Consider the following 26831-nt stretch of genomic DNA (forward strand, 5'->3'; position numbering starts at 1 on the left):
TCCTTACTCCTTTCTATTGTTTCGTTACAGGTGCAAATTTCGCTAATAAACGTTTAATACCAATCGGACTTGGGAATGCAATATCTAATTCTTTTGCATCTCCTTCACCTTTCACACTTACAACTGTACCAACTCCCCATTTTTGATGGGACGCTTTATCACCTACAGCCCAGCCAATTTGCTCTCCTCCTGTTGTTTTCACTGCCGGTCGCACAAATGCAGAGCGAGAACGTGTCGTCGTTGCCCCAGCCCCAGCTGTTCTTCCTTTCGCACTAAATGTCTCGCGCTTTGGCGTTGTTTCATTTAATGGTTCAAGTAAATGCGCCGGAACTTCTGAAATAAATCGAGATGCTGCATTCATATTTGTTCTACCAAATAAAGTACGCATTTGAGCATTTGATAAATATAACTCTTCTTCCGCACGAGTGATACCTACATAAGCTAAACGGCGTTCTTCTTGCATCTCATCTTCTTCCATAAGAGAACGAGTATGTGGGAAGACTCCTTCCTCTAAGCCAATAATAAAGACAACCGGGAACTCTAGCCCTTTTGCCGAGTGCATCGTCATTAAAATAACTTCTTCACCTGCAGTTGGATCCTCATCCACACGATCTATATCTGCAACAAGAGCCAAATCTGTTAAGAAAGCGACAAGACTCTTATCTTCACTTTGTGACTCAAATGTTTGGGTAACAGATAAAAACTCATCTAAGTTTTCAAGTCTTCCTTCCGCTTCTAAAGTACGTTCATTCTTTAGCATATCGCGGTAACCTGTTTTCTCAATAACTTCCTCTACCAGTTCTGTAACAGATAAATATTCCTGCATATTTACCCAATTGTGTAATTGACTTGCAAATTCTTTTACTGCTTTTGTGATTTTTGCACTTACTCCAACATGCTCAATTTCATCCATTACAGCAGTTAATGAAATACCATTTTGTACGCCGTAGTTAATAATTTTATCGATAGACGTGGCACCGATTCCGCGCTTCGGCACGTTAATAATACGTGCAAAGCTAATCTCATCATCCGGATTTGCGATTAAACGTAAGTAAGCCAAAATATCTTTAATCTCTTTACGGTCATAGAACTTGATACCGCCGACAATTTTATACGGAATATTGGACTTTAAGAAAATCTCCTCAACCATACGAGACTGCGCATTAGTACGATATAGAACCGCAAAGTCTGTATATTTTCGATTCCCCATTTGAATTTCATCGCGAATTTTTTTCGCAACAAAATATGCTTCATCCTTTTCTGTTGCAGCACGATAATACGAAATCTTACTTCCAACTTGATTATCCGTCCATAATTTTTTCGGTTTACGATTTGAATTATTTTCAATTACAGCGTTAGCTGCATTTAAAATATTTTGTGATGAGCGGTAGTTTTGCTCTAACAAGATAACCTGTGCATTCTCATAGTCTTTTTCAAACGATAAAATGTTGGAAATATCCGCACCGCGCCAACGATAAATGGACTGATCAGAATCACCAACAACACAAAGATTTTTAAAGCGAGCAGCTAATTTATTTACAAGAATGTATTGTGCTCTGTTCGTATCCTGATACTCATCAACATGAATATACTGGAATTTGCGTTGATAAAATTCCAATACTTCTGGAACACGTTCAAATAATTGAATCGTCGTCATAATTAAATCATCAAAATCTAATGAGTTATTTTTCAGAAGACGTTTTTGATATTCTATATACACATCACTTATTAATTTCTCAAATGGATCAGCAATTGAAATTTGCTTTGCATATTTATCAGCAGATAACAATTCATTCTTTGCATTGCTAATGCCAGATAAAATAGAACGCGGATCGAATTTTTTCGGATCAACGTTTCGCTCTTTCATGATTTTCTTCACAACAGTAAGTTGATCACTTGCATCTAAGATCGTAAAGTTTCGGTTAATCCCAATACGGTCGATATCACGTCGTAAAATACGCACGCACATCGAGTGGAACGTAGAAATCCAAATATCCTCTGCTTCCGGGCCGACAAGCGTATCGATACGCTCACGCATTTCACGAGCTGCTTTATTTGTAAAGGTAATTGCTAATACATTCCAAGGTGCTACCCCTTTTTCACCAAGTAAGTATGCGATGCGATGTGTTAGCACACGCGTTTTACCACTACCAGCACCCGCCATTAATAGAAGTGGACCGTTTGTTGTTTGCACCGCTTTTTGTTGCTCAGGGTTTAAACCACTTAATAATTTATCAGTTATACTCATATGTGCCTACGCCTACTCTCCTTTTACAGCTTTTACTGTCTGTAACGCTGCTTTTATATCATCATAAATTACATTTCCTACAACGACTGTATCAGCGTACTGCGCCATTTCTTTTGCCTCTTTCGCACTTGAAATCCCGCCTCCGTAATACAACCTTGCTTGTTGTAATTCTGCTTTTACATTTTTAACAAGTTCAACATCTCCGTAAGTACCGCTATATTCCAAGTAGAAAATCGGCAAATTCAGAAGCTTGTCTGCCATACGTGCATATGCAATAACGTCATCTTCTGTTAAATCACATTTCGCCTCTGTAAGCTGAGCTACTTTTGCTTCTGCATTTAAAACACAATATCCTTCCATGAAAATTTCATCCCAGTTCATAATGTCCCCAAATTCTTTCAATGCCTCATGATGAATTCCCGTTATCCATTCCACTTTTCGGCTATTTAAAACACTTGGGATGTAATAAAAATCAAACCCTGGCGTAAGAGCTTCAAGATCAGAAACCTCTAACACACAAGGAACTGCATATCTACGAATGCTTACTAGCATGTGTAATACGTTATCAATTGTTACTCCATCACTTCCGCCTACAATGACTGCGTCTGTTCCAGATTCACAAATCATTTCTAAATGTTCATCGCTTAATTCCTTATTCGGATCAAGCTTAAATACATGTTTCCACTGTGAAATATCGTACATGAAAACACCCTTTCTTTTATCTAATCACCTTTATGCGCTTGTTCAAAAAGACTGTTATCTTGACCGGACTTTTTAAACTTCCTTTATAACACACGTTTAAAAAGGAGGATCTAGAGAACCGAGCAGTTCGAGGCGCTGTAGCCAGGAGGACACGCAGTGTAGCCTTTACTACATGAGTACCGCACTGGCACAGCAACGAAGAAATGCGAAGGTTATCTTGACCGGACTTTTTAAACTTCCTTTTATGCATTCTTACATTATAACAAAAAAAGACACCTATACACACGCCCTATCCAACATCTTTTTTACCGTCAAATGTTGGATTACATATCGCGAAACTTACATGGAATAATAACAACTGAAATAGTGTTTACTATTTCTAAGCTGATGAAGAAGGAGTGTTTTCTTTGATAAAGCAAAACATCGGCATAATGAATGCTCTAATTCGTATTACACTCGGTTTGGTCGTATTAAGTTGTAGCACAGCTAAACTTACACGCAAACCATGGTGCATTTGGTCAAAGATTCTGCTATGGCTTAGTGCAATGAAAATTGCAGAAGGAATCTTGCGTTTCTGTCCTATTACGGAAGCATGTAAATTTGGAAAATATATGAACATGGGTGCCTTTAAAATACCTAGCATGGATTTTAACAAAAAGGGAAATGCTAAAGAAGAAGTAAATCATACTTCTAGCCATGACACACAAAAGTCAAAAGGAAGTTATGATACTTCTGACAAAGAGATTGAGTCAGCGATTGAGGAAGCAATCCTGGCAAAACCGCTTTGAATCATTTGTCACGATGCAAGATGCTCTCAAAGGGACTTAGCTGCTGCAGTGGGCGGCTAAGTCTTCTTCATTTTATCGCAGCAAACAAAAAGATCACCCGGCAGCAAAACCTTTGAGTGATCTCTTTGTAACGCTATGTATCGCAATTATTTATTGCCAAACATTTTATCTATTGATTTTGAATTTGCAAGCAATGCTTCTTGTAAATTTTCATCAGAAACAATTTTATAGTTACCTTCTTTATCTTTCTTTAAATTCAGCGTAACTTCACGAATTGCCATTGCCGCATCTTTATCAGACAAGTTCTTCACAAGGGTTGTCGTCATCATTTTCTCCATTGTCTTTTCAGATTGCTCTTTGTTTTCACTAAACGCACTTGCAAAAGCCATAGGCATAATCTCTCCGATTGTCTTTGTAGTAGCAACAGCCATATCAACCGAAGTAATCTTTACCTTAACCTTTGCTGTATCATCTTTCTTGGACACTTGCTCTGGCTTTTCAAATTTATAGTTCTTTGCGATTACGCTAAATATCTGCTTCCCATCAATACCGTCTTGCTCTTTGTTTAAATTGTTAAAATCGTATCCATCATTGCTTTCGTGCACAAAAGTAGTGGCCTTTTTAAAGTCCCCGCCTTTTACTGCTGTCAAAAATTCTTGTACAGTATCATCTGGGTTTGAACATCCCGTAAGCATGCTCATTAATACCCCTATCATCATGATAAAAGTCAATGATTTGAACATTTTTTTCATAAGTACGCCCCCTGCTGTTTATTAAAACTTGAAATAACCCTTATATATTACTTTAGAAAAAAATATCTAACAAGTAAAAGTAATATTTAAACCCATCACACAGGTAACCAGGAATTATTTGTTATATTTTCAGAAAATTAGGTATAAACCCCTTGCTTAAAATGATATAAAAATGATATCATTTTTATATCAGGAGGCGATCATATGAAAGAAAAACAAGTTTTTTATGTAAATGGTTTTCTCGGTATTATTGGGATTTTGATTTTAGCCACTATCGGTGTATTCTGCCTTGTGCAAGAAATTTTTATAGTAGCAGCATTAACTATTCTTTTAGCTGCGATTCTCGCAACTGGTATTGGAATTGTTCAACCAAACCAAGCGAAAGTAATTACGTTTTTCGGTAATTATTTAGGAACAATTCGTCAAAATGGTTTATTTTTAACAATTCCATTCGCATTCCGTCAAACGGTCTCTTTACGTGTTGAAAACTTTAACAGTAAGAAATTAAAAGTAAATGATGTTGAGGGAAATCCAATTGAAATTGCGGCTGTTATTGTATATAAAGTTGTTGATTCTGCAAAAGCAATGTTTGGTGTTGAACATTATGATCGATTTGTAGAAATTCAAAGTGAAACGGCAATCCGCCACGTTGCAACAAAATATCCTTATGACAATTTCCAAGATGATAATTGCGTTACGTTACGCGGAAACACTGAAGAAATCTCTGAAGAATTAAAACGTGAGTTAGAAGCGCGTCTTGAAATTGCTGGTGTAGAAGTATTAGAAACTCGCCTAACGCATTTAGCTTACGCAACAGAAATTGCTCATGCAATGCTTCAACGTCAGCAAGCGAAAGCTGTATTGGCTGCACGTAAAGAAATTGTTGAAGGTGCCGTTCAAATGGCGAAAGACTCGATTCAAAAATTAGATGAAGAAGGCATACTTGATTTAGATGATGAGCGTAAGGCAAACATGGTTAACAACTTATTAGTTGCTATCGTTTCAGATAAAGGAGCACAACCAGTTATTAATACAGGAAGTCTATATTAAAGGTTGTAGGTATTATGGCTAAAAAGAAAAGTTTCCCATTACGTATCGATCCTGAATTACACGCAATCATTGAAAAATGGGCGAATGATGAGTTCCGCAGCGTTAACGCCCACATCGAGTATTTGCTTCGAGAAATGGCAAAACAAAAGGGAAGACTAAAAAAGGATCAAGATTCCTAAATGAAAAAAGACCACTAAGTTTTAGCGGTCTTTTTTCATTACTTATGAATATTTTCGATTCTCGCATTCTCTTGTACAATTTCATTCATCAATGAACTTACATAGCGCTGCGATCACATTAGTTATTTCAATTTCAGTACTATTTTCCATATGTTATTTTGGAAAATGGATGTACTAAAAATATAAAATACCCTCAAATTTTTAGAATGTTTAAATTTTCCAAAGCGCAATCATTGTTACATCCTTTAACATGAAAGAAAAAAGACAATCAAGAAATCTCTTGATTGCCCTCTACCTTAAATTAACTCCGGTAACTGTACTTTCTTCTGATAAGCTCTCCATGTAATACACCATTTTTTCGGATCATCTAGAAAATCCTGTTCATCTAATTTATGAATCGTACTATTTTGCGGGGCATTTCGAATAATTTCAGGACTTCCATATGCCTCTTGCGAAATTTGTTCAAGTGCCGCAATATACTCATCTAAATCTGCCTTAGAATAACTCTCAGTCGGCTCCAATGTAAACGGCTGAGGAACGATATATGGATGGTGACTCGTCCAGTAGTGTAAACCGAAATCCGTCATCCTTCTTTGAACATCTTCTGTCGTAACACCCGTTTCATCGTTCATCTCTTCCCAACTATAACGAACTTGTTCAAGCCGCTGCCCTTTCACATACGGAGCGCTTGCACCACGAATTTTTTGTACTTTATGATACATATAATTATTGTTTAACACAGCCGTTGTCGCCACTTCTTTTAACCCTTCTGGTCCTAGAGCACGAATCCATGCATAAGACCTTAAAATCGTTTGTGCCACACCATGAAAAGCACGTACTTTCCCAATCGAATGTTTCAATTCATGATTTAAATAATATTTCTCATCATCACATTCGACAATTGGTCCTGGTAAGTACTCTTTTAACTCTTTACTTACACCAAGTGCACCTGTTGCTGGTCCACCACACATATGCGGAGCTGCAAATGTTTTATGAAGATTAAAAAAACACATATCAAATCCTGCTTCTTTCGCCCGCGTAATCCCAAGAAGGCCGTTTGCATTTGCCTGGTCGTAATAGCAAATCCCACCTGCTTCATGAACAACCCTCGTAAACTCTTTAATCTTCGAATTAAAAATCCCTGTATCTTCAGGATTCGCTACAACAAATCCTGCTGTTCTTTCTGAAACAACAGCTTTTAATTTTTCAAGGTCAGGAAATCCATCTTTATCCGGATGAAGCGTAATGATTTTAAAGCCTTTAACAGCCGCTGTAGCCGCTTGTGAAGGATGAGAAAAAATGGTTGTAATAATTTCATTCCGCTTTTCCCCTTCCCCTCGAGATTCATGATATTTTCTTACAATGGATGCCATAGCAAATAAGGCTTGTGTGCCACCACTCGGTTGAAATGAAAAATGATCCATACCAGAAATTTCTCTCATACAAAGATCCAATTTGTATATAATCTCTAGCATGCCTTGGACCGTACTTTCATCTTGAAGAGGATGCAGTTCCATTATTTTAGGATTCCGTACTAATAATTCATTAATTTTAGGAATATATTTCATCGTACAGGTCCCTTGCCCAATTTCAACATTAAAATCTGATCCTAACGTCTCTTGTGAAAGTCTCACATAATGCCTTAACACACGTGCTTGACCGATTTCCGGAAGTCTCGCTCTTTCTTTTCTATACATAGAATGAGGAATCTTTGAAACTCCATCACCAACTTCTTTCACAATTGTTTCATCCGCTACAGGAACGTCTACGCCCCTTTCTCCTTGCTGGTGAAGTTCAAAAATAATTGGTTCATTCCATTTTGCTTGATGAAAGTCACGGACTTTACTATTCCTTTTAATTTTCTTCATCAGTCGATTCTCCTTTCCGTTCGTCTTTTTTAATTTGTCACAATTTCTTGCAGAGCGGCAGCTAACCGATCAATGTCTTCCTTCGTATGAACTTCTGTAACACAATACAAGGCACATTGACCAAATTTAGGAAACTCTTTCGAAATATCCTTTCCTCCAAATATCTGTTTTTCTAACAATCTCTTATTTATAGTTTCTACTGATAAACCGGTCTCATTAAAATCAACAACAAACTCTTTAAAAAATGGAGAACTTAATCTTGAACCTTTCACTCCAGGGATTTGGTTTAATTGTTTTACTGCATATTGACTATTTTGCATAATCGTTTGACCTAATTCATACATACCATTTGGTCCAAGTAACGATAAATAAACTCCTGCTGTAATGCCCCATAACGCTGTTTGTGTACCAACTGATTCTTTTCCTTTTTCACGAAGGGCAAAAGATGTTCGGTCATACGCTACATCTCCAAATCCGTACTCTCCTTCTTTTACTGTTGGGACAATTCCAAATAAACGTGAAGGGTATTCATTCACAAATTTTTCCTCATCTCTTGTAGCAATAAACCCAGCTTGCCCTCCGCTATAGTTCATATGCATACCAAGAGGCTGTAAGTCACCACAAACAATATCTGTTTGATAGTGGCTTGGTGGTGCTAGCACTCCAAGCGATATCGGATCAACACCAACAACTACTAGCGCATCATGTTGCTTTGCAATTTCCGCAATTTCCATCCCTTGCGATTCAATAAATCCTAAATAGGAAGGATTTTCAAAATAAATTGCGGCTACATTAGCAGCTATCTTATTCTCTAAATCTTCTAAATCTAGAAGACCATTCTCATCATCATAACCAACAGAAACAAATTCAAGATCTGGGGACCCATAATTTTGGATAATTTTCATTCTCTCAGGTGACACGGTTTGTGCTACTAATACCTTTTTTCTTTTCGTTATACGGGCAGCCATCCGAATTGATGTAGCTGCTGCTTGCCCCCAATCAAATGTAGGCACATTTACAACATCCATATCAACAAGTTCCGCTACTAAGCTTTGGTATTCAAATAAAGCTTGAAACCTGCCATGATCTTCATACGGTTCCCCAGCATATGCCGTTAAAAATTCTGATCGCTGATTCACTTCATCGCAAACAGCTGGTACAAAGTGTTGCCAACACCCTGCTCCTAAAAAATTTACATATTCACTTGTACTTGTATTTTTACAAAGTATCCCTTCAACATGGCGACGCAGTTCATATTCTGTAAGCGCCTTTGGTATATTCATTTCCTCTTTTAACTTGAGTTCCTCTGGTATGCAGGCGTATAGTTCCATCACGGTTTCAGCGCCGATTTCTTTTAACATCTCTTCTTTTACTTCAGGTACCATATTTGGAATGTAAGGATGTACCTTTTTCGTCATCTTAATACCCCCTTGTTAAATTTCATTCAATTATGCTAAGCCTCCGCCATCGACAACAAGTGCTGTCCCTGTCACCCAAGATGACAAGTCGCTAGCTAAAAATAAAACACCTTTTGCGATATCCCGTGGTGTACCAATTCTTGATAGAGGCCGATTTATTGCTGAATCTTTCAAAAACGACCCTTCTTCTACATTCAATTGTTTCGCCTCGTCGCGTAGTAACTGCGTATCTGTATCACCTGGACATATGCAGTTTACTCGAATATTTTGCGACCCATGATCAATTGCCATCGCCTTCGTTAAGTTCATAACCCCCGCTTTTGCAGCACAATATGCAGCTGCCTTATCGCCCCCTTTTAGTCCCCATCCAGAGCCAGTGTTAATAATACTTCCCCCTTGTTTTTCAGCCATAATTGGAATGATATATTTAGATAAAAGATATACACCTTTTAATGACACATTAATAACTGAATCCCACTCTCTTTCTTCTAATTCAACAACTGTTTTTCTTCTAATAACTCCGGCGTTGTTAAACAGCACATCTACACTTCCATATACCTTCCTAATATGTTCACTCACATTCTTACAATCTAATTCACTTGTTACATCGCACTTCAAAAACTCTGCCCTCTGCCCCTCGTCTCGTAAACCCTGCGTGGCCTGCATACCTTTTTCCTCATCAATATCTAAAAGAATGACGGTAGCTCCTACTTCAGCAAAGATGGTTGCTGTCGCATACCCAATTCCTGATGCCGCTCCGGTTACAACCGCCACTTTATCCTTTAATTGAAAATAATCTCTTTCCATAAAAAAACCTCCTTTATTTGCATCTGCTTTTTATTAAGCAAAAAACATGCCAATTTTATTACGTGAAAAACCCTTATTGTAGTAAGCAACTTTGATACGATCATTTGACATTTTTGACAAACATTTGACACTTTTGTATTTTTCTGAATTATCATACAATAATTACATAAATAGAAAGGAGGTTCAAAATTGTCTACAATCACAGCAATCACAAAAATGATTCATGCCTTTTCCGAACTCTTACAAATAGAAATCGCCTATTTCAACCATGAAGGGCTATTAGTTTCTTCAACGGAAGAATATAAAAAGAAAAAAGGAGAACGCGTATACCTCCCCTTTTTCCAAAAACTATACGAGCATCCTATTACCTTTGTACATAAGCCGGGGCATATGAATATGTGTCATGGTTGCCACTTTCAAAAGAGCTGTCCATCCACTGCAGAAATTATACAAAATATGATTCAAAATGAACGCCACTATGGCTATCTTTCATTCGTTAGTTTTTCCAAAGATAAGCAACAGGAATTACTAGATCAGCAAAAAGAATTTATCTATTGGATGGAAAAGTTAAAAGAGATTATTACCGATATGATTCATGAAACAAATTATTCTACTTCCAAAATAGGGACAAAATTAAAACAAACTGAATATATCCTTGGAAGCAGTTATACATTACAAAACATAAAAGAAATCTTAAAAAACATGAAAAGTAGTACCTCATCCATCGTTATTACAGGAGAAACGGGAACGGGGAAAAGCTTGATGGCAAAGCTTATTCATGAACAAAGCATATTCCAGAGGGGAGATTTCATTGAAATAAATTGTGCCAGCATTCCTGAATCTTTATTTGAAAGTGAGCTCTTTGGCTATGAGGAAGGTGCATTTACAGGGGCGAGAAAGAAAGGAAAGCCCGGTTACTTTGAAATGGCCGACCGAGGCACGTTATTTTTAGATGAAGTGGCAGATCTTCCTCTCCATTTACAACCAAAGTTATTAAAAGTACTACAAGATGGTGTTGTACAAAGAATTGGTGGAACGCTTCCCCAAAAAGTGAATGTCCGAATTATCGCTGCATCAAATCAACCCTTAGAAAAATTAATAGAATCTAAACAATTCCGTTCAGATCTTTACTACAGACTCAATGTGATTCCAATTCATTTACCACCACTTCGCGAGCGAAAAGAAGACTTAAAGAAACTCGTCCCTTTCTTAATTGAAAAATTACAGACAAGAACAGGAAAATTCATTCAAAGTTACACAGAGGCATTTCTAGCAAGATTAAAACAATATCACTGGCCTGGGAACATTCGTGAATTAGAGAATGTTTTAGAATATAGCATGAATATGGAGAAAAGTGGCCAATTAACCGAATCATCACTACCAGCATTTCTTCAAAATCATTCGGAGTTGCTGTGCTCATCCACGAAGCAACCTGGTGCATTGCAAGAAGCGGAAAAAGAAAGCATTATTCAAAAACTTCATGACTATGGTTATGATTATGAAGGAAAAAAACAAGCTGCGGCTGCTTTGGGGATTAGTGTACGCACATTATATAGAAAAATGGAGAAACTCGGGATTTATAATGACGTGAAACTGTAATGATGAAAGATTTTCTTCAACTCTCGCAAATTAACCTTATAGTAAGTTTATCTCCCGCCTAATCTCCTTACTTACACCGAACTTTGAAGTAGGAGTATTACTGTCTACCAATAGCAAAACAAGAATTTATAACGTGTGCAATTTGCACACGTTATGTTATTTCAAAAATATAAATTATTCTTGTCTCTTATAGTTTCTTAAGTAACGAACATAGTGAAAAGCTGCAAAATAAATTCCAATTATACCAGTAAGAAAAAAATATATTATAACTATAGGTCCCATAATATTAAATTGACCATACCCTAAAACTAATAGTTCCCCCTACAGCTCTCCTAATATTTAACATATACCTATTGTAATATAATTATAAATATTTCCACAGTTATATTCAGGAAGGAGTTGGTAATCAATAATATTCCTTGTATCCTTTTATATCAATTGATTTTCTTTTTTCTCCAATGTTCTCCTAAGCTAATGATTCCACCTATAACTAAGAAAAAGGATAACACACCAAAAAAAGAAGCATTATATACGTATCCTATGAAACTTATAATGAGTAATAAAATTCCTCCATACAGTGAATTTGTTAAGGTCCATAGCGCTGCGATAATTCCTATACAACTTATTACAATTCCAAGTACAACTTCTCCATCCTTATTAGAAATAATCATTTCTTGAGTAAAAATCACAAACGCATAATATGTTCCAAATATTGAAATTAAAAAGCTATATTTCGCATCGAATATTCTTCCTCTTTCCTTCTGCCATACATAGCCGGTAATTAATACTGCTGTAGGTATGATACAAATCATTACATATATAATTAAAATCCCCATCGCAAACATATAATCCTCCCTTTCCAAAAATACAAAATAAAATCAAAAGAGCTAACATAATTTATGTTAGCTCTTAACAATCTACCTTTGCAACCGCACGATATCCGATATCACTTCGATAAAATAAACCGTCACTCTCAATTTTCTTAATTTCTTTATAAACGTTATCCTTCGCTTCTTGTAAATCCTTGCCTTTACAAGCTACAAATAAAACGCGACCACCGTTTGTTACAAAATCTCCATGTTTCATAGCTGTGCCTGCATGAAAAACAATTGCATCTTCTAATGTATCTAATCCAGAAATCACAGCACCTTTTTCATATGCTTCTGGGTATCCTTTTGAAGCAAGTACTACACCAATAACTGCTTCCTCAGACCATTTAAGTGTTAGCTCTTTCCCATCTAATACGTAATTACATACGTCGACTAAATCACTCTCTAAACGTGGTAATACAACCTCTGTTTCTGGATCACCAAAACGAGCATTGAATTCAATTACTTTTGGTCCTTCGTTTGTTAAAATAAGCCCCGCGTATAAAATACCTGTAAATGAACGTCCTTCTTGAATCATCGCTTTAGCAGTTGGATGTAAAATTGTCTCAATTGCTTCGCTAACTGCTGATTCGGGAATTTGAGGTACTGGAGAATATGCACCCATTCCGCCTGTATTCGGTCCTTTATCACCGTCAAAAGCACGCTTATGATCTTGTGCAATTACCATTGGATAAACGGTTGTTCCATTTACAAATGCCATTAAAGAGAATTCCTGTCCATCTAAAAACTCTTCAATAACAACCTTTTTACTTGCTTCACCGAATTTTACATCCTGCAGCATTTCTTTTACAGCTTGCAATGCCTCTTCTAACGTCATTGCTACTGTTACACCTTTACCAGCTGCTAAACCATCCGCTTTAATAACAATAGGTGCACCAACTTTTTGAATATATGCTACCGCTTCCTCATAGTTTGTGAATGTTTCATATGCTGCGGTTGGAATATCATACTTTTTCATAAGCTCTTTTGTAAAAGCTTTGCTTCCTTCAATTACAGCAGCTGCTTTATTCGGACCAAAAACGCGAAGTCCCTCTGCTTCAAAACGATCAACAATTCCATTCATAAGAGGAATTTCTGGACCAACGAACGTTAAACCTATATTATTTTCTTTCGCAAATAGAACAAGTGCGTCAAAGTCATTCTCATCAATATCAACTGGCATTGCCACATCTCTCATGCCTTCATTTCCCGGTGCTACATATACCTTTTCAACTTGCTCAGACTGTGCAAACTTCCAAGCTAAAGCATGTTCGCGCCCACCACGGCCGATTACTAAAACATTCATATGTTATCCTCCATTATTCAAATAAGTACAAAATAGGAGCAGTGCTCCTATTTTGTTTCTATTCGTTCATGTTCAAAAAGAAGGTTATCTTGACCGGACTTTTTGAACCCCCTCTAACAATAAAAATTTAAAAAGGAGGATCAAGAGAACCGAGCAGTTCAAGGCGCTGCGGCCAGGAGGATACGGAGTGTAGCTTTTACTACATGAGTACCGGACTGGCAAAGCAACGAAGAAATGCGAAGGTTATCTTGACCGGACTTTTTAAACTTCCTCTATTAATGTTTGAAGTGACGTACGCCAGTGAACACCATAGCAATACCATATTCATCAGCTTTTTTAATAGAATCTTCATCACGAATCGATCCGCCTGGTTGAATGATTGCTGTAACACCTGCTTTAGCAGCCTCTTCTACTGTATCTGGCATTGGGAAAAATGCATCAGATGCTAAGGCGCTACCTTGTGCTTTGTCACCAGCTTGCGAGATTGCAATTTTCGCTGAACCAACGCGGTTCATTTGTCCTGCTCCCACTCCAATTGTCATATTATCTTTTGCTAAAACAATTGCATTTGATTTTACATGTTTGACAACTTTCCAAGCTAGTTTTAAATCGGCCCATTCTTGCTCTGTTGGTTCACGTTTTGTTGGAATTGTAATTGCATCTTCATTTAGCGCTAACGTATCTTCTTCTTGAACTAGAAGGCCACCCTGTACAGAAGTTAATTTTTTACTTGCACTTACTGCTTTTTCAATATTTACAGTTAAAAGGCGTAAGTTTTTCTTACTTTGCAACACTTCTAAAGCTTCTTGTGAGAAAGAAGGTGCGATAACAATCTCTAAAAAAATTTCATGTAATTTTTCAGCCGTAACTTTATCAATCTCACGGTTAGCTGCAATAATACCTCCGAAAATGGATACTGGATCCGCTTCGTAAGCACGTGTATATGCTTCATGAATATCAGTACCAACACCAACTCCGCATGGGTTCATATGTTTTACTGCTACCACTGCTGGTTCTGTAAATTCTTTCACGATGCTAAGCGCTGCATCCGCGTCATTGATATTGTTGTAAGATAGCTCTTTTCCATGTAACTGCTCTGCATATGCAACAGAAGAAGTTGCTGCAAATGGCGCTTTATAGAATGTTGCTTTTTGATGTGGGTTTTCACCGTAACGTAAATCTTGTTTTTTCTCGAATGTTACTGTTAATGTTTCTGGGCTTTCTTCTCCCATTTGTTCCGTTAAATAGTTAGAAATTAATGCATCATATGCCGCTGTATGACGGAATACTTTCGCTGCTAATTTACGTTTTGTTTCGTCTGTAACTTCGCCGTTTTCTTTTAGCTCGGCTAGTACAACATCATAATCTATTGGGTCAACGATTACTGATACAAATTTATGATTCTTCGCAGCTGAACGAATCATTGTTGGACCACCGATATCAATATTTTCAATTGCATCAGCAAATGTCACATCAGGTTTAGCAACTGTTTCCTTAAATGGGTATAAGTTTACAACAACAAAGTCGATTGGCTGAATGCCTAATTCATTCATCTGCGTCACATGCGTTTCATTATCACGTACTGCAAGTAAACCACCATGAATGTTTGGATGTAATGTTTTCACACGCCCGTCCATAATTTCCGGGAAGCCAGTTACTTCAGAAATCCCAATTACTTGTAAGCCGTTTTCCTCTAATAATTTTTTCGTTCCACCTGTTGAAATAACTTCAATCCCTTGTTCAAGTAACCCTTTAACAAATTCTACAACACCTGTTTTATTTGAAACACTTACTAATGCACGCTTTTTCATTTATCCTTCACCCCTAGTTGAATGTTATTTAACGGCCTTCTCTTTCATAGATTGAACGATTTCGTTCACCGTAGCTACGTACAATCTATGTTCAACTTGCTGAATTTTCTTTTGTAAACTCTCTCTTGTATCCGCTTCGGAAACTTTTACTGCTTCTTGAGCAATAATAGGTCCTGTATCCATCCCAGCATCTACGTAGTGAATCGTGACTCCTGTTACTTTCACTCCTGCCTCTAACGCTTGACCGACAGCATCTTTCCCTGGAAAACTTGGTAATAATGACGGATGAATGTTAATGATTTTCCCGCCGTATGCTTCCAGTAATGTAGGACCAATCAAACGCATATATCCCGCTAAAATAACATAATCAATCTCGTATTCTCGCAATTTTTTTAATATCTCATTTTCAAATGCTTCTTTTGATTCATATGCTTTCGCCGAAAAAGCAAAGCACGGAACATGATGATAATGTGCCCGTCCAATAACACGCGCCTCAGGTTGATCACATACGAGCAAACTAATTTCAGCATGTAAGCTTTTTTCTTCCACTGCATTCATTAATGCTTGGAAGTTCGATCCGCTTCCAGAGGCAAAGACTGCCAATCTACTCATAGTCCTGTGCCTCCATTAAAAGTAACACCCGATCCCTTAATAGTTCGTCCAATAATATGTGCTTTTTCTCCTTGTTCTGCAAGAAGCTTGACAACAGTTTCTGCATCTTCTTCTTTTACCGCAACTACCATACCAATACCCATGTTAAAAATATTGAACATTTCTTTTTCTTCTAGTTTTCCAACCTCTTGAAGTAAGCTGAAAATCGGTTGAATTTGCCAAGAACCTAGTTCAATTTCTGCTCCGATTCCTTCCGGCAACATACGTGGAATATTTTCAATAAATCCTCCACCTGTAATATGTGCCATGCCATACACTTCATATTTCTTCAATAGTTCTAAAATAGGTTTGACATAAATTTTCGTTGGTTTTAATAATTCTTCACCAAGAGGTAGTTCTAAGCGACCATGTATACGATCTAAAGATAACTGTCCATCTTCTAACAACACTTTTCGTACTAAAGAATACCCGTTACTATGAATACCACTAGATGCTAAGCCAACTAATACATGACCTGCTTCAATAGAATTTCCTGTTACAATTTTCTTTTTATCAACAATACCAACAGTAAAACCAGCTAAGTCATACTCTTCAGTGGAATACATACCTGGCATCTCAGCTGTTTCTCCGCCAATTAACGCACAACCCGCTTGGCGACAACCCTCTGATATACCTTTGACGATGTTTTCAATTTTACTAGGTTCTGCTTTACCACAAGCAATGTAATCAAGGAAGAAAAGCGGCTCTGCTCCTTGGACAACAATATCATTTACACACATTGCTACTGCATCAATACCAATTGTGTCATGTTTATCCATCATGAAAGCGAGCATCAATTTTGTACCTACACCGTCTGTTCCAGATACTAATACAGGTTCTTCTAATGCAAATTTTGATAGATCAAACATACCTCCAAAACCGCCAAGACCGCCTAGTACTTCTTTTCTCATTGTTGTTTGTACATGTTTTTTCATGCGAGATACCGCTTCATATCCAGCTTCAATATCTACTCCTGCTTGCTTATATGCATTCGCCATCGTTTTTTACACCTCGTCTTTTAATTTCTCCCACCCAAGCGGGCACTCTCTATAGAGTATGTTTTAGGAAAAAGCTAGCTTCTACTTAAAATCAAGTAGAAGCTTCTCGCTTTTTTATTTCATACTTTCTAAAAGTTCTTGTTCATAATCATAAAGGGCTGTTGGATAATCCCCATTAAAGTACGCCATACATAAGCCGCCGTATTTCCCTTCATATGGACGACCAATCGCATCGACTAAGCCATCTTCACTTAAAAATGTTAAAGAATCTGCGCCGATGATTTGACGTATTTCTTCTATAGAATGGTTAGCTGCGATTAATTCTTTTCTCGTTTGAATATCAATGCCATAGAAACACGGATACTTAAGTGGTGGAGAAGCAATTCTCACATGCACTTCTGTCGCTCCTGCTTCACGAAGCATACGGACAATGCGTTTACTTGTTGTACCTCTTACGATAGAATCATCAATCATTACGACGCGCTTTCCTTCAACTACTCCTCGTACTGCCGAAAGCTTCATTTTTACCCCTTGTTCACGCAATTCTTGAGAAGGTTGGATAAAGGTACGACCAACATAACGATTTTTAATTAATCCTAATTCATACGGAATGCCAGTTGCTTCTGCATAACCAATTGCCGCAGAAATACTAGAGTCCGGTACCCCTGTTACAACATCTGCTTCAATAGGAGCTTCCGCCGCTAAACGTTTCCCCATACTTTTACGCGCTGCATGAACATTGATGCCAGCAATATTGGAATCTGGGCGTGCAAAGTAAATGTATTCCATACTACAAATTGCATGTTCTACATCATTTGTAAAACGATCTACTTGGATACCTTCGTCATTAATAATAAGTAGTTCTCCAGGTTCAACATCTCGAATGTATGTTGCACCAACTACATCAAAAGCACATGTTTCAGATGCTACAACATATGCATCTCCCATTTTTCCGATTGACAGTGGGCGGAATCCATTCGGGTCTAACGCAACAATCATTTCGTTACCTGTTAATAAAAGATATGCAAATGCACCTTTTACTTTGTTTAATGCATCTTTCACACTCTCAATTAATGAACCTTTTGTACTACGTTTAATTAAATGAAGTAGTACTTCTGTATCTGAACTCGTTTGAAAAATACTTCCTTCTGCTTCTAATTCACGGCGAAGCATCTTTGCATTAATTAAATTACCGTTGTGAGCTAATGCCATACTATGATCAGAAAAACGGAATAGTAGTGGTTGAACATTCGCTACCTCACTTCCGCCTGCCGTTGCATAGCGTACGTGACCAATTGCTGATTTTCCATTTAATCCTTCTAGCTCACCTCTTGAAAACACTTCCGATACTAGACCTAACCCCTTATGACCAACAATTTTCTCCCCATTATTTACAACAATGCCTGCGCCTTCTTGTCCACGGTGCTGTAAGCTGTGCAATCCGTAGTACGTAACTTGTGCTGCATTTTCATGCCCCCAAATTCCGAAAACGCCACATTCTTCATTTAACCCCTTTATTTCAGCAAGCATGGGATTGCCCCTTTCCAAGCCTTTCTCATTTCATCAACATTTGCTGTAAGTAATACTTCATTTTCTTCATTACGAATTGTTACTTCATTTGTATTTGTGACTTCCCCAACTTGAATTGCTTCTACTACTTTCTCGAATGCTTCTTGCTTTTCACGTTTTACTGTTACAACAAAGCGTGATTGTGATTCCGCGAATAACGCCGCTGTTGCTTCTCCAGCTAATTTCACAGTAGCACCTAATCCTTTAGCTCCAATTGCACTTTCAGCAATTGCGACTGCTAATCCGCCTTCTGCAACATCATGTGCAGATTGAACAAGTCCTGCTTGAATTGCTTCTAGTAATTGCTTTTGGCGTTTAGATTCTACTTCTAGATCGATGCTTGGTGATTGACCAAAGATTTTGCCGTATACCATCTTTTGCAATTCACTTCCGCCAAACTCAGCTTTCGTTTCTCCAATTACATAAACTAGATCTCCAGCTTGCTTAAATTCTTGTGTCGTTACATGTTTTAAATCATGAACAAGACCTACCATACCAACAGTCGGTGTTGGATATACAGCTTCACCGCTACGTTCGTTGTACATTGATACGTTTCCGCCAATAACTGGAGTTTGTAGTGTACGACAAGCTTCACTCATACCATCTACTGATTTCTCGATTTGCCAGAAAATCTCTGGTTTTTCTGGGTTACCAAAGTTTAAACAATCTGTAATTGCCAGCGGTTCTCCACCTGAACATACGATGTTACGTGCTGCTTCTGCTACTGCAATTTTACCGCCCATTTCAGGATCTAAATAAATGTAGCGAGAATTACAATCTGTTGTCATCGCTAATGCTTTTTCTGTCCCGCGCACACGTACAACGGCTGCGTCTGATCCTGGTGTAACAACCGTGCTTGTGCGTACTTGATAATCATATTGATCATATACCCACTCTTTACTTGCAATCGTTGGTTGTTGTAATAGAGCTAGCAATGTTTCTTTATAATTATCTAATTTCGGTGTTTCCATCTTCATTTCTTGGAACTCTTTAAAATACGCTGCTTCTTTTGAAGGCTTATGATAAATTGGTGCTTCTTCTGCTAGTGCATCTGCTGGTACTTCCGCTACCATTTCACCTTTATGGAATAAGCGAAGCATTTTATCTTCCGTTACTTTTCCCATCGTAACTGCCGCAAGTCCGTACTTTTCAAACAACTCTACAATCTCTTGCTCTCTACCTTTTTTCACAACAATTAACATACGTTCTTGTGATTCAGATAACATCATTTCATATGGCGTCATACCTGTTTCACGTTGTGGTACATCATCTAAGTACATTTCAATACCCATTCCTGCTTTACTTGCCATCTCTGCAGAAGATGATGTTAATCCTGCAGCTCCCATATCCTGAATTCCAACAAGAGCATCAGATTGAATAAGCTCTAAGCATGCTTCAATAAGGAGTTTCTCCATAAATGGATCCCCTACTTGTACCGCTGGACGTTTCGCTTCTGAACTCTCAGATAATTCTTCTGATGCGAAAGTTGCACCGTGAATACCGTCACGTCCTGTTGAAGCACCTACGTACATAACTGTATTACCAGCACCATGTGCTTGCCCTTTTTTAATATCTTCATGATTAATTAAACCAACGCACATTGCATTTACAAGTGGGTTTCCTTCATAACATGAATCAAACTGTACTTCTCCGCCAACAGTTGGAATCCCGATGCAGTTACCATATCCTGCAATCCCTGCAACTACTTCTTCAAATAAATATTTCACACGTGGTGATTGTAGTTCACCGAAGCGAAGAGAGTTTAATAATGCTACTGGACGTGCTCCCATAGAGAATACGTCGCGAATAATACCACCAACACCCGTTGCCGCACCTTGATATGGCTCAATTGCAGAAGGATGGTTATGACTTTCCATTTTAAATACAACGGCTTGATTATCACCAATATCTACAATCCCTGCACCTTCACCAGGTCCTTGTAATACGCGCTCTCCTGTTGTTGGGAACTTGCGAAGAACAGGTTTTGAGTTTTTATAACTACAATGCTCTGACCACATAACAGAGAATAGTCCCGTTTCTGTGTAGTTCGGCAAACGTCCTAAAATCTTTTCAACCATGGCAAACTCTTCGTCTGTTAGCCCCATTTCCGCATATATACGTTCTTCTTTAATTTGTGTTGGATTTGGTTCAAGCATTAACGACATATGTTTCCCTCCAATGTTTCAAAATAGATTGAAAGACTTTTAAACCTTCAGCGCCGCCAAGAAGTTCATCCACAGCACGCTCTGGGTGCGGCATCATGCCAAGTACATTTCCCTTTTCATTTACAATACCTGCAATATCTGAAACGCTTCCGTTTGGATTGTCTACATAACGGAATGCAATTTGATTCTTTTCTTCTAATTCTTTAAGAGTTGCTTCATCACAGTAGTAATTCCCTTCACCATGTGCGATTGGAATATTGATTACTGCACCTTTTTCATATTGCGATGTAAACATCGTTTCGTTATTTTCAACACGTAATCCCACTGTACGGCACATAAACTTTAGGTTTTTATTTCGCATTAATGCACCTGGTAGCAGCCCTGATTCAACCAATATTTGGAATCCGTTACATACACCTAGAATTGGCTTTCCTTGTTCAGCTGCTTTTTGCACAGCTTTCATTGCATTTGCAAAGCGAGAAATGGCACCGCAGCGAAGGTAATCACCGTAAGAGAAACCTCCTGGTAAAAGAATTGCATCATATTCATCTAAATTCTCTGCATCATGCCAAACGTAGTCTACCTCTTCGCCAAGCTCATCTTTAATTGCATGAAACATATCAACATCACAGTTCGAACCTGGAAAAACGATTACGGCAAATTTCACTGTGCGACAACCTCCTCAACTTCGTAACGGAAATCTTCCATTACAACGTTCGCTAATAGTTTCTCACACATTTCTTTTACCTTTGTATCCAGATCAGTCACTGATTTATCAATTGTTAACTCCATATATTTACCGATGCGAACATCTTGCACTTCTGTGAATGAAAGACTGTGAAGAGCACCTTTCACTGCTGTTCCTTGTGGATCTAATACGCTCTCTCTTAATGTTACATATACCTTAACTTTATACATGTGAAGCTCCCCCTAAACGTTTTAAAATTTCTTCATATGCCTCTGTTAAATCGCCAAGATCACGGCGGAATACATCTTTATCAAATTTTTCATTGCTCGCTTCATCCCATAAGCGGCAAGTATCTGGTGAAATCTCATCTGCTAATACGATTTCGCCTTCTTCTGTTAGTCCAAACTCTAGTTTAAAATCTACTAATCTTACACGACAGCTTGCGAAGTGCTCAATCAATATTTGATTGATTTGTAGAGCCTTTTCTCGTAATGTACTTACTTGCTCTGGCGTTGCAACGTTTAACACACGAATATGATCTTCTGTTACAAGCGGATCTCCTAAATCATCATCTTTGTAGTACAATTCTACGATTGGTGCTGCAAGTGCAGTTCCTTCTTCCATTCCTAAGCGTTTTGAAAGACTTCCCGCGATTACGTTTCTTGTGACAACCTCTAATGGAATAATACTTACCTTTTTCACAAGTTGTTCTGTATCTGACAACTTCTCAACAAAATGTGTTTTAATTCCCACTTCTTGTAACTTTCTGAATAAAAGAGTTGTAATCTCATTGTTCAGACGACCTTTTCCTGTAATTGTCGCTTTTTTCTCCCCATTGAAAGCAGTAGCACTATCTTTGTACTCTACCCAAACCATATCTGCTGCTTCTGTACGATAAATTCTTTTTGCCTTACCCTCATACAGCAATTCTAGCTTTTGCATTTCGCAAGCCCCCTGTAGTTTGAAAAATATGAATAATATGTTTATAAAAAATGGCACAGAATGATTCTATTCTGTGCCATATAAAATTTTCAAATTAGTTCAATCCAAGACGTTCAAAGATTGTATCAACATGTTGCATATGATGTTCATAATTGAAACATTCGTTGATTTCTTCTTGTGTTAATTTGCTTGTAATACGCTCATCTGCTTCTACAAGCTCTTTAAATTGTACTTGTGTCTCCCAAGCTTCCATCGCTTTAGGCTGTACGATATCATAAGCTTCTTCACGTACCATACCTTTGTCGATTAGCGTAAGCATTACGCGCTGAGAGTAAATTAAACCGTATGTTCTTTGCATATTGCGCTTCATGTTTTCTGGGAATACCGTTAAGTTTTTCACGATATTACCAAAGCGGTTTAACATGTAGTTTAATGCGATTGTTGCATCTGGTAAGATAACTCGTTCTGCAGAAGAGTGAGAAATATCACGCTCGTGCCATAATGGAACGTTTTCGTAAGCAGTTAGCATGTAACCACGAATTAAGCGGGCCAAACCAGTCATATTTTCAGATCCGATTGGATTACGTTTATGCGGCATTGCAGAAGATCCTTTTTGTCCTTTGGCGAAAGCCTCTTCTACTTCACGTGTTTCACTCTTTTGTAGGCCACGAATTTCAACCGCAATCTTTTCGATAGATGTTGCAATTAGTGCAAGTGTTGACATGTAATGCGCATGGCGATCACGTTGCAATGTTTGTGTTGAAATTGGTGCTGCTTCTAATCCTAAGTTCTCACAAACGAATTTTTCTACGAATGGATCAATGTTCGCGTATGTACCAACTGCACCAGATAATTTACCAACGCGAACTGTATCAGCTGCTTGTTTGAAGCGCTCTAAGTTACGTTTCATTTCTTCATACCACAGACCAAGTTTTAAACCAAATGTAGTTGGTTCTGCATGAACACCGTGTGTTCTTCCCATCATAACTGTGTATTTATGCTCTTTTGCCTTGTTAGCTAAGATAGTAATGAAGTTTTCTAAGTCTTTTAATAAGATTTCGTTTGCTTGTTTTAAGATATAAGATAACGCTGTATCAACTACGTCTGTAGATGTTAAGCCGTAGTGTACCCATTTACGTTCTTCACCTAGTGCTGGTGTTTCTGATACTGCACGAGTGAAAGCAACTACATCATGGCGTGTCTCTTTCTCAATCTCATAAATACGGTCAATATCAAATGATGCATTCTCACGAAGTTTTTTTACATCTTCTTTTGGAATATCACCAAGTTCAGCCCATGCCTCACAAGCTAAAATTTCAACTTCTAACCATGCTTTAAATTTGTTTTCTTCCGTCCAAATCGCACCCATCTCAGGGCGTGTATAACGACTAATCATCTTTTTCCCTCCAAAAGTTGTTCTTGATGGTCCCAAATATGCAAACTCTGCGCTTTTTCTAAAGCAACTTCAATATTTTCATTTAAAATATTTACATGCCCCATTTTGCGCTGCGCTTTTGCTTCTTCTTTTCCATACAAGTGTAAATAGCACCCGGTAAATCTATTCACTTGTCTTAGGACCCCTTCTATATGTTCGCCTAAAATGTTTACCATGACAACTGGTTTTAACAAATTTGTTTCTCCTAGAGGTAAATTACAGATTGCTCGAATATGTTGCCCAAATTGACTCGTTTCACATGCATCAATTGTATAGTGTCCTGAATTGTGAGGTCTTGGTGCTAATTCATTAATATAAATCTCACCATCTGCTGTAGCAAACATCTCTACCGCTAGTGTTCCCACAAGCTGAAGTTCATCCGCCAGTACCTGTGCGTATTCAACTCCTTTTTGTGAAAGTTCGTCTGTAATACGAGCTGGTACAATAGATTCATGTAAGATGTTATTCACGTGAATATTTTCAGCTACTGGAAATACCTTCGTTTCACCACTGACACTGCGAGTTACAATAACTGATATTTCTTTTTTAAATGGCACCCATTTCTCAAGAATACATTCAGCTTGATTTACAAGTTCAGTTGCTCTCGCAACATCCGCTTCGCTTCTTAAAACCACTTGTCCTTTTCCGTCATATCCCCCTGTTGTTGTCTTTAACACACAAGGAAAGGAAAGTTCCGTAATTGCTTCTAAAAGTTCGTCTTGCCTCTGCACAAGTTTATATGGTGCTACTGGTAAGCCAACACTCACGATTGCATTCTTTTCTGTAAAACGATTTTGCGTTTTATTTAACAACTGGCTGCCTTGTGGTAAATACGCATATTTTTCAAGCCATTGTAAACATCTATAATCAATATTCTCAAATTCATATGTCACAACATCGCTTATTTCTGCTAAATGTTGAATCGCTTTCAAATCATCGTATGCTGCCACAATTTCAATATCAGCAACTTGTGCACATGGTGAATGTTTTGTTGGATCTAAAACAGCAATTTTATAACCCATTTCCTTCGCTGCTATCGCCATCATTCTTCCTAGCTGGCCACCGCCAATAATTCCAATTGTTTTTCCTGGTAAAATGATTTTTGTCATATCAACTCACTGCCTTCACGCACATTTTTCTCAATTGCTTCTCGTCTCAGTTCTAATGCATCATGTATGTCATCATGAAATGATCCAAGGATTTGTGCTGCAAGTAGTCCCGCGTTTGTTGAACCAGCCTTGCCAATCGCAACAGTGGCAACTGGAACCCCTCCTGGCATTTGAACGATAGACAGTAATGAATCTAAACCATTTAACGCTTTTGATTGAACAGGAACGCCGATTACAGGAAGATTTGTCTTCGCTGCAACCATCCCTGGTAAGTGAGCGGCTCCTCCAGCTCCAGCAATAATAACTTTTAATCCACGTTCACGAGCAGTTTCTGCATATTCAAACATATAATCTGGAGTCCGATGAGCGGATACAACTTTCTTCTCATACGGAATATTTAATTCATCTAAAATGTCACAAGCATATTTCATTGTTTCCCAGTCTGACGTGCTTCCCATTATGACTCCAACTAGTGATTTCATATTAGAATCCCCCCGATTCAAATAAAAAAAGCCTGACATAGAACATTTTCTCTTTTACTATGAGAGAAAGCGCTCTACTCAGGCATACGTATCCCTTGTGAATAGAAAAATACCGAGTGACTTTCCCTCATAGTCTAACGAATAACGGTCGTTAGGTAGAGACTTGCAGGCCATATCCCCGCGATTATATGAGGTGCGATATAATATTGTTTCTATGGTTATATTAACAATATTTCATGAACAATGTCAACAAATAATCGAATGTTTTTTTGTTCGTCATTGATAACGTTCGTGTTTTAGTTATATTCAAAAGAAGAAGTGAAAATATATACATGTATGAAAGGAAATTAGGATAAGAATACAAAGCGTAACTACATGAGGATCTAGTGGTATAGCGATACAATACTTTAGCCATCATTTAAGTGACTTTTAATTATCTAAAGTTATAACGCATTACAATAACCGTTATTTTTTCAAATCTATATTACTTTATAATCTTAACATATGAGAAAGTGATCAAATCAAGGTGTAAATAATTACGTTTTTGTATATTTAAGTAAATCCTCTGATACTATTACTATAAGCTCATACTCATTTATAGGTGGATTGATTATGCAGAAACTTACTAAGTTGTCATATTTATTTCTTTTTATCGCAGTAACTGCTGCAGTTATTGAATCCTCTTTTATAACATCTCATTTCTTCTACTATCATTACTTCAAACCTATACTGCTTATTGAAATAATTAGTCCCATTATCGGAATTATTCTAGGTTCGTTCGGAAAATCTGGGAAACGAAAACAAATTGCTATTATTTTAAACAGCCTCTTCTTTTTTATTTTTTTCATTTTTAGCATTGCTAAATTTATGGATTATTTCATTCGGTAAATAAAGTGAAACTTTAATTAGTGGGGTTTTCTTCATCCTCACTGATTATTACCCCTCACCAATCCGGCTTTTACGAGCAGTTAGTTGATCCCCCCGCCCATCTTTCTCGTTTCTCTCTGAATCTTGAGATGAGGGGCTTACTACCCGTAAATAGCGGGATAAAAATATACACAAAAAAACCTAAGTCGAAATGACTTAGGTTTTTGCTTGGCGACGTCCTACTCTCACAGGGACAAGGTCCCAACTACCATCGGCGCTAGAGAGCTTAACTTCCGTGTTCGGTATGGGAACGGGTGTGACCTCTCTGCCATCATCACCAAACTATTGAAGGCATATTCCTTCAAAACTAGATAACATTTGCTTCATATTATATGGTTAAGTCCTCGATCTATTAGTATTCGTCAGCTCCACATGTCACCATGCTTCCACCTCGAACCTATCAACCTGATCATCTTTCAGGGATCTTACTAGCTTACGCTATGGGAAATCTCATCTTGAGGGGGGCTT

23 protein-coding genes, 2 rRNA genes, 1 pseudogene and 1 riboswitch are annotated in these 26831 nt (G+C 37.8%); of the genes and pseudogenes, 5 read left to right on the top strand and 21 right to left on the bottom strand.

All coding sequences use genetic code 11. From position 1 onward, the window contains the following. Positions 1-13: 13 nt before the first annotated feature. Positions 14-2248 (bottom strand): DNA helicase PcrA, encoded by a 2235-nt coding sequence (gene pcrA / locus BLV40_RS18320; RefSeq protein ID WP_026593285.1) that lies wholly within the window; start codon positions 2246-2248, stop codon positions 14-16. Between the two features lie 12 nt (positions 2249-2260). Next, a complete protein-coding gene (locus BLV40_RS18325) occupies positions 2261-2950 on the bottom strand; it encodes a heptaprenylglyceryl phosphate synthase (RefSeq protein WP_026593286.1) in 690 nt (229 codons plus the stop codon). A 410-nt stretch (positions 2951-3360) separates the two neighbouring features. Here BLV40_RS18325 and BLV40_RS18330 point away from each other — a divergent pair, with 410 nt between their 5' ends. Continuing rightward, positions 3361-3738, top strand: coding sequence for a YgaP family membrane protein (locus BLV40_RS18330; protein WP_090692657.1), 378 nt, complete (start codon positions 3361-3363; stop codon positions 3736-3738). A gap of 146 nt (positions 3739-3884) precedes the next feature. Here the strand turns inward: BLV40_RS18330 and BLV40_RS18335 are convergent, their stop codons facing one another. After that, positions 3885-4490: a hypothetical protein gene (locus tag BLV40_RS18335; RefSeq protein WP_090692630.1), complete on the bottom strand. Its 606-nt coding sequence runs from the start codon at positions 4488-4490 to the stop codon at positions 3885-3887. Positions 4491-4694: 204 nt separating this feature from the next. Here BLV40_RS18335 and BLV40_RS18340 point away from each other — a divergent pair, with 204 nt between their 5' ends. Together BLV40_RS18340 and BLV40_RS18345 are read left to right on the top strand one after the other, a co-directional pair. After that, positions 4695-5540 carry an SPFH domain-containing protein gene (locus BLV40_RS18340; protein WP_026593289.1) on the top strand — a complete coding sequence of 282 codons (846 nt, stop codon included), beginning with the start codon at positions 4695-4697 and terminating at the stop codon, positions 5538-5540. A 14-nt stretch (positions 5541-5554) separates the two neighbouring features. Next, positions 5555-5719 (top strand): type II toxin-antitoxin system antitoxin, encoded by a 165-nt coding sequence (locus tag BLV40_RS18345; protein WP_035415543.1) that lies wholly within the window; start codon positions 5555-5557, stop codon positions 5717-5719. A gap of 296 nt (positions 5720-6015) precedes the next feature. Here the strand turns inward: BLV40_RS18345 and gcvPB are convergent, their stop codons facing one another. From gcvPB to BLV40_RS18360, 3 genes are read right to left on the bottom strand one after another with little or no spacing between them, the layout of a single operon-like run. Then, positions 6016-7587 (bottom strand): aminomethyl-transferring glycine dehydrogenase subunit GcvPB, encoded by a 1572-nt coding sequence (gene gcvPB, locus BLV40_RS18350; RefSeq protein WP_090692633.1) that lies wholly within the window; start codon positions 7585-7587, stop codon positions 6016-6018. A 29-nt stretch (positions 7588-7616) separates the two neighbouring features. Continuing rightward, positions 7617-9005, bottom strand: a complete 1389-nt coding sequence (gcvPA, locus tag BLV40_RS18355; RefSeq protein WP_090692636.1) for an aminomethyl-transferring glycine dehydrogenase subunit GcvPA — start codon at positions 9003-9005, stop codon at positions 7617-7619. Between the two features lie 30 nt (positions 9006-9035). Continuing rightward, the gene (locus BLV40_RS18360; protein WP_090692638.1) at positions 9036-9812 is read right to left on the bottom strand and encodes an SDR family NAD(P)-dependent oxidoreductase; all 777 of its coding nucleotides are present in this window, start codon (positions 9810-9812) and stop codon (positions 9036-9038) included. A 189-nt stretch (positions 9813-10001) separates the two neighbouring features. Between BLV40_RS18360 and BLV40_RS18365 the strand changes: the two genes are divergently transcribed. Next, positions 10002-11411: a sigma-54 interaction domain-containing protein gene (locus tag BLV40_RS18365; RefSeq protein ID WP_090692641.1), complete on the top strand. Its 1410-nt coding sequence runs from the start codon at positions 10002-10004 to the stop codon at positions 11409-11411. Between the two features lie 434 nt (positions 11412-11845). On the opposite strand, the gene BLV40_RS18370 is transcribed toward BLV40_RS18365, so the two are convergent. The 13 genes from BLV40_RS18370 to purE form a co-directional block, all read right to left on the bottom strand. Continuing rightward, positions 11846-12256: a hypothetical protein gene (locus BLV40_RS18370; protein ID WP_090692644.1), complete on the bottom strand. Its 411-nt coding sequence runs from the start codon at positions 12254-12256 to the stop codon at positions 11846-11848. A 64-nt stretch (positions 12257-12320) separates the two neighbouring features. Next, positions 12321-13586, bottom strand: a complete 1266-nt coding sequence (gene purD, locus BLV40_RS18375; protein ID WP_026593299.1) for a phosphoribosylamine--glycine ligase — start codon at positions 13584-13586, stop codon at positions 12321-12323. Positions 13587-13861: 275 nt separating this feature from the next. Further along, a complete protein-coding gene (purH, locus tag BLV40_RS18380) occupies positions 13862-15397 on the bottom strand; it encodes a bifunctional phosphoribosylaminoimidazolecarboxamide formyltransferase/IMP cyclohydrolase (protein WP_090692647.1) in 1536 nt (511 codons plus the stop codon). A 24-nt stretch (positions 15398-15421) separates the two neighbouring features. Continuing rightward, on the bottom strand, positions 15422-16009 hold the full coding sequence (purN, locus tag BLV40_RS18385) for a phosphoribosylglycinamide formyltransferase (protein ID WP_026593301.1): 588 nt from the start codon (positions 16007-16009) through the stop codon (positions 15422-15424). Beyond that, a complete protein-coding gene (gene purM, locus BLV40_RS18390) occupies positions 16006-17046 on the bottom strand; it encodes a phosphoribosylformylglycinamidine cyclo-ligase (RefSeq protein ID WP_026593302.1) in 1041 nt (346 codons plus the stop codon). The genes purN and purM overlap by 4 nt, the downstream gene beginning before the upstream one ends. A gap of 114 nt (positions 17047-17160) precedes the next feature. Further along, the gene (gene purF / locus BLV40_RS18395; protein ID WP_026593303.1) at positions 17161-18576 is read right to left on the bottom strand and encodes an amidophosphoribosyltransferase; all 1416 of its coding nucleotides are present in this window, start codon (positions 18574-18576) and stop codon (positions 17161-17163) included. After that, complete coding sequence (gene purL / locus BLV40_RS18400) at positions 18561-20780, bottom strand: phosphoribosylformylglycinamidine synthase II (protein ID WP_090692651.1); 2220 nt, start codon at positions 20778-20780, stop codon at positions 18561-18563. Before purL ends, purF begins: the two co-directional genes overlap by 16 nt. After that, positions 20764-21447, bottom strand: a complete 684-nt coding sequence (gene purQ / locus BLV40_RS18405; RefSeq protein WP_026593305.1) for a phosphoribosylformylglycinamidine synthase subunit PurQ — start codon at positions 21445-21447, stop codon at positions 20764-20766. The genes purL and purQ overlap by 17 nt, the downstream gene beginning before the upstream one ends. Beyond that, complete coding sequence (gene purS, locus BLV40_RS18410; RefSeq protein WP_026593306.1) at positions 21444-21698, bottom strand: phosphoribosylformylglycinamidine synthase subunit PurS; 255 nt, start codon at positions 21696-21698, stop codon at positions 21444-21446. Before purS ends, purQ begins: the two co-directional genes overlap by 4 nt. Continuing rightward, positions 21691-22410, bottom strand: a complete 720-nt coding sequence (purC, locus tag BLV40_RS18415; protein ID WP_026593307.1) for a phosphoribosylaminoimidazolesuccinocarboxamide synthase — start codon at positions 22408-22410, stop codon at positions 21691-21693. The genes purS and purC overlap by 8 nt, the downstream gene beginning before the upstream one ends. 94 nt (positions 22411-22504) lie before the next feature. Continuing rightward, entirely contained in the window at positions 22505-23806 is a 1302-nt protein-coding gene (gene purB, locus BLV40_RS18420) for an adenylosuccinate lyase (protein ID WP_026593308.1), read from the bottom strand. Then, a complete protein-coding gene (gene purK, locus BLV40_RS18425; RefSeq protein WP_090692654.1) occupies positions 23803-24954 on the bottom strand; it encodes a 5-(carboxyamino)imidazole ribonucleotide synthase in 1152 nt (383 codons plus the stop codon). Before purK ends, purB begins: the two co-directional genes overlap by 4 nt. Continuing rightward, positions 24951-25436, bottom strand: a complete 486-nt coding sequence (gene purE / locus BLV40_RS18430; RefSeq protein ID WP_026593310.1) for a 5-(carboxyamino)imidazole ribonucleotide mutase — start codon at positions 25434-25436, stop codon at positions 24951-24953. Before purE ends, purK begins: the two co-directional genes overlap by 4 nt. A gap of 110 nt (positions 25437-25546) precedes the next feature. Further along, positions 25547-25648, bottom strand: a riboswitch (purine riboswitch). 400 nt (positions 25649-26048) lie between these two features. Here purE and BLV40_RS18435 point away from each other — a divergent pair. Next, positions 26049-26328: pseudogene (locus BLV40_RS18435) on the top strand (hypothetical protein). A gap of 201 nt (positions 26329-26529) precedes the next feature. Here BLV40_RS18435 and rrf read toward each other — a convergent pair. Continuing rightward, positions 26530-26645, bottom strand: a 5S ribosomal RNA gene (gene rrf, locus BLV40_RS18440). A 50-nt stretch (positions 26646-26695) separates the two neighbouring features. Further along, positions 26696-26831: ribosomal RNA gene (locus BLV40_RS18445) — 23S ribosomal RNA — on the bottom strand; the annotation flags it as partial.

This window comes from Bacillus sp. 166amftsu (assembly GCF_900107445.1).
Classification (GTDB): Bacteria; Bacillota; Bacilli; order Bacillales; family Bacillaceae_G; genus Bacillus_A; species Bacillus_A arachidis.

What these genes read in the sequence shown, in the direction of transcription:
- pcrA (WP_026593285.1), bottom strand. Translation starts at nt 2,248, where the DNA reads ATGAGTATAACTGATAAATTATTAAGTGGTTTAAACCCTGAGCAACAA.
- BLV40_RS18325 (WP_026593286.1), bottom strand. Translation starts at nt 2,950, where the DNA reads ATGTACGATATTTCACAGTGGAAACATGTATTTAAGCTTGATCCGAAT.
- BLV40_RS18335 (WP_090692630.1), bottom strand. Translation starts at nt 4,490, where the DNA reads ATGAAAAAAATGTTCAAATCATTGACTTTTATCATGATGATAGGGGTA.
- BLV40_RS18340 (WP_026593289.1), top strand. Translation starts at nt 4,695, where the DNA reads ATGAAAGAAAAACAAGTTTTTTATGTAAATGGTTTTCTCGGTATTATT.
- BLV40_RS18345 (WP_035415543.1), top strand. Translation starts at nt 5,555, where the DNA reads ATGGCTAAAAAGAAAAGTTTCCCATTACGTATCGATCCTGAATTACAC.
- gcvPB (WP_090692633.1), bottom strand. Translation starts at nt 7,587, where the DNA reads ATGAAGAAAATTAAAAGGAATAGTAAAGTCCGTGACTTTCATCAAGCA.
- gcvPA (WP_090692636.1), bottom strand. Translation starts at nt 9,005, where the DNA reads ATGACGAAAAAGGTACATCCTTACATTCCAAATATGGTACCTGAAGTA.
- BLV40_RS18360 (WP_090692638.1), bottom strand. Translation starts at nt 9,812, where the DNA reads ATGGAAAGAGATTATTTTCAATTAAAGGATAAAGTGGCGGTTGTAACC.
- BLV40_RS18370 (WP_090692644.1), bottom strand. Translation starts at nt 12,256, where the DNA reads ATGTTTGCGATGGGGATTTTAATTATATATGTAATGATTTGTATCATA.
- purD (WP_026593299.1), bottom strand. Translation starts at nt 13,586, where the DNA reads ATGAATGTTTTAGTAATCGGCCGTGGTGGGCGCGAACATGCTTTAGCT.
- purH (WP_090692647.1), bottom strand. Translation starts at nt 15,397, where the DNA reads ATGAAAAAGCGTGCATTAGTAAGTGTTTCAAATAAAACAGGTGTTGTA.
- purN (WP_026593301.1), bottom strand. Translation starts at nt 16,009, where the DNA reads ATGAGTAGATTGGCAGTCTTTGCCTCTGGAAGCGGATCGAACTTCCAA.
- purM (WP_026593302.1), bottom strand. Translation starts at nt 17,046, where the DNA reads ATGGCGAATGCATATAAGCAAGCAGGAGTAGATATTGAAGCTGGATAT.
- purF (WP_026593303.1), bottom strand. Translation starts at nt 18,576, where the DNA reads ATGCTTGCTGAAATAAAGGGGTTAAATGAAGAATGTGGCGTTTTCGGA.
- purL (WP_090692651.1), bottom strand. Translation starts at nt 20,780, where the DNA reads ATGTCGTTAATGCTTGAACCAAATCCAACACAAATTAAAGAAGAACGT.
- purS (WP_026593306.1), bottom strand. Translation starts at nt 21,698, where the DNA reads ATGTATAAAGTTAAGGTATATGTAACATTAAGAGAGAGCGTATTAGAT.
- purC (WP_026593307.1), bottom strand. Translation starts at nt 22,410, where the DNA reads ATGCAAAAGCTAGAATTGCTGTATGAGGGTAAGGCAAAAAGAATTTAT.
- purB (WP_026593308.1), bottom strand. Translation starts at nt 23,806, where the DNA reads ATGATTAGTCGTTATACACGCCCTGAGATGGGTGCGATTTGGACGGAA.
- purK (WP_090692654.1), bottom strand. Translation starts at nt 24,954, where the DNA reads ATGACAAAAATCATTTTACCAGGAAAAACAATTGGAATTATTGGCGGT.
- purE (WP_026593310.1), bottom strand. Translation starts at nt 25,436, where the DNA reads ATGAAATCACTAGTTGGAGTCATAATGGGAAGCACGTCAGACTGGGAA.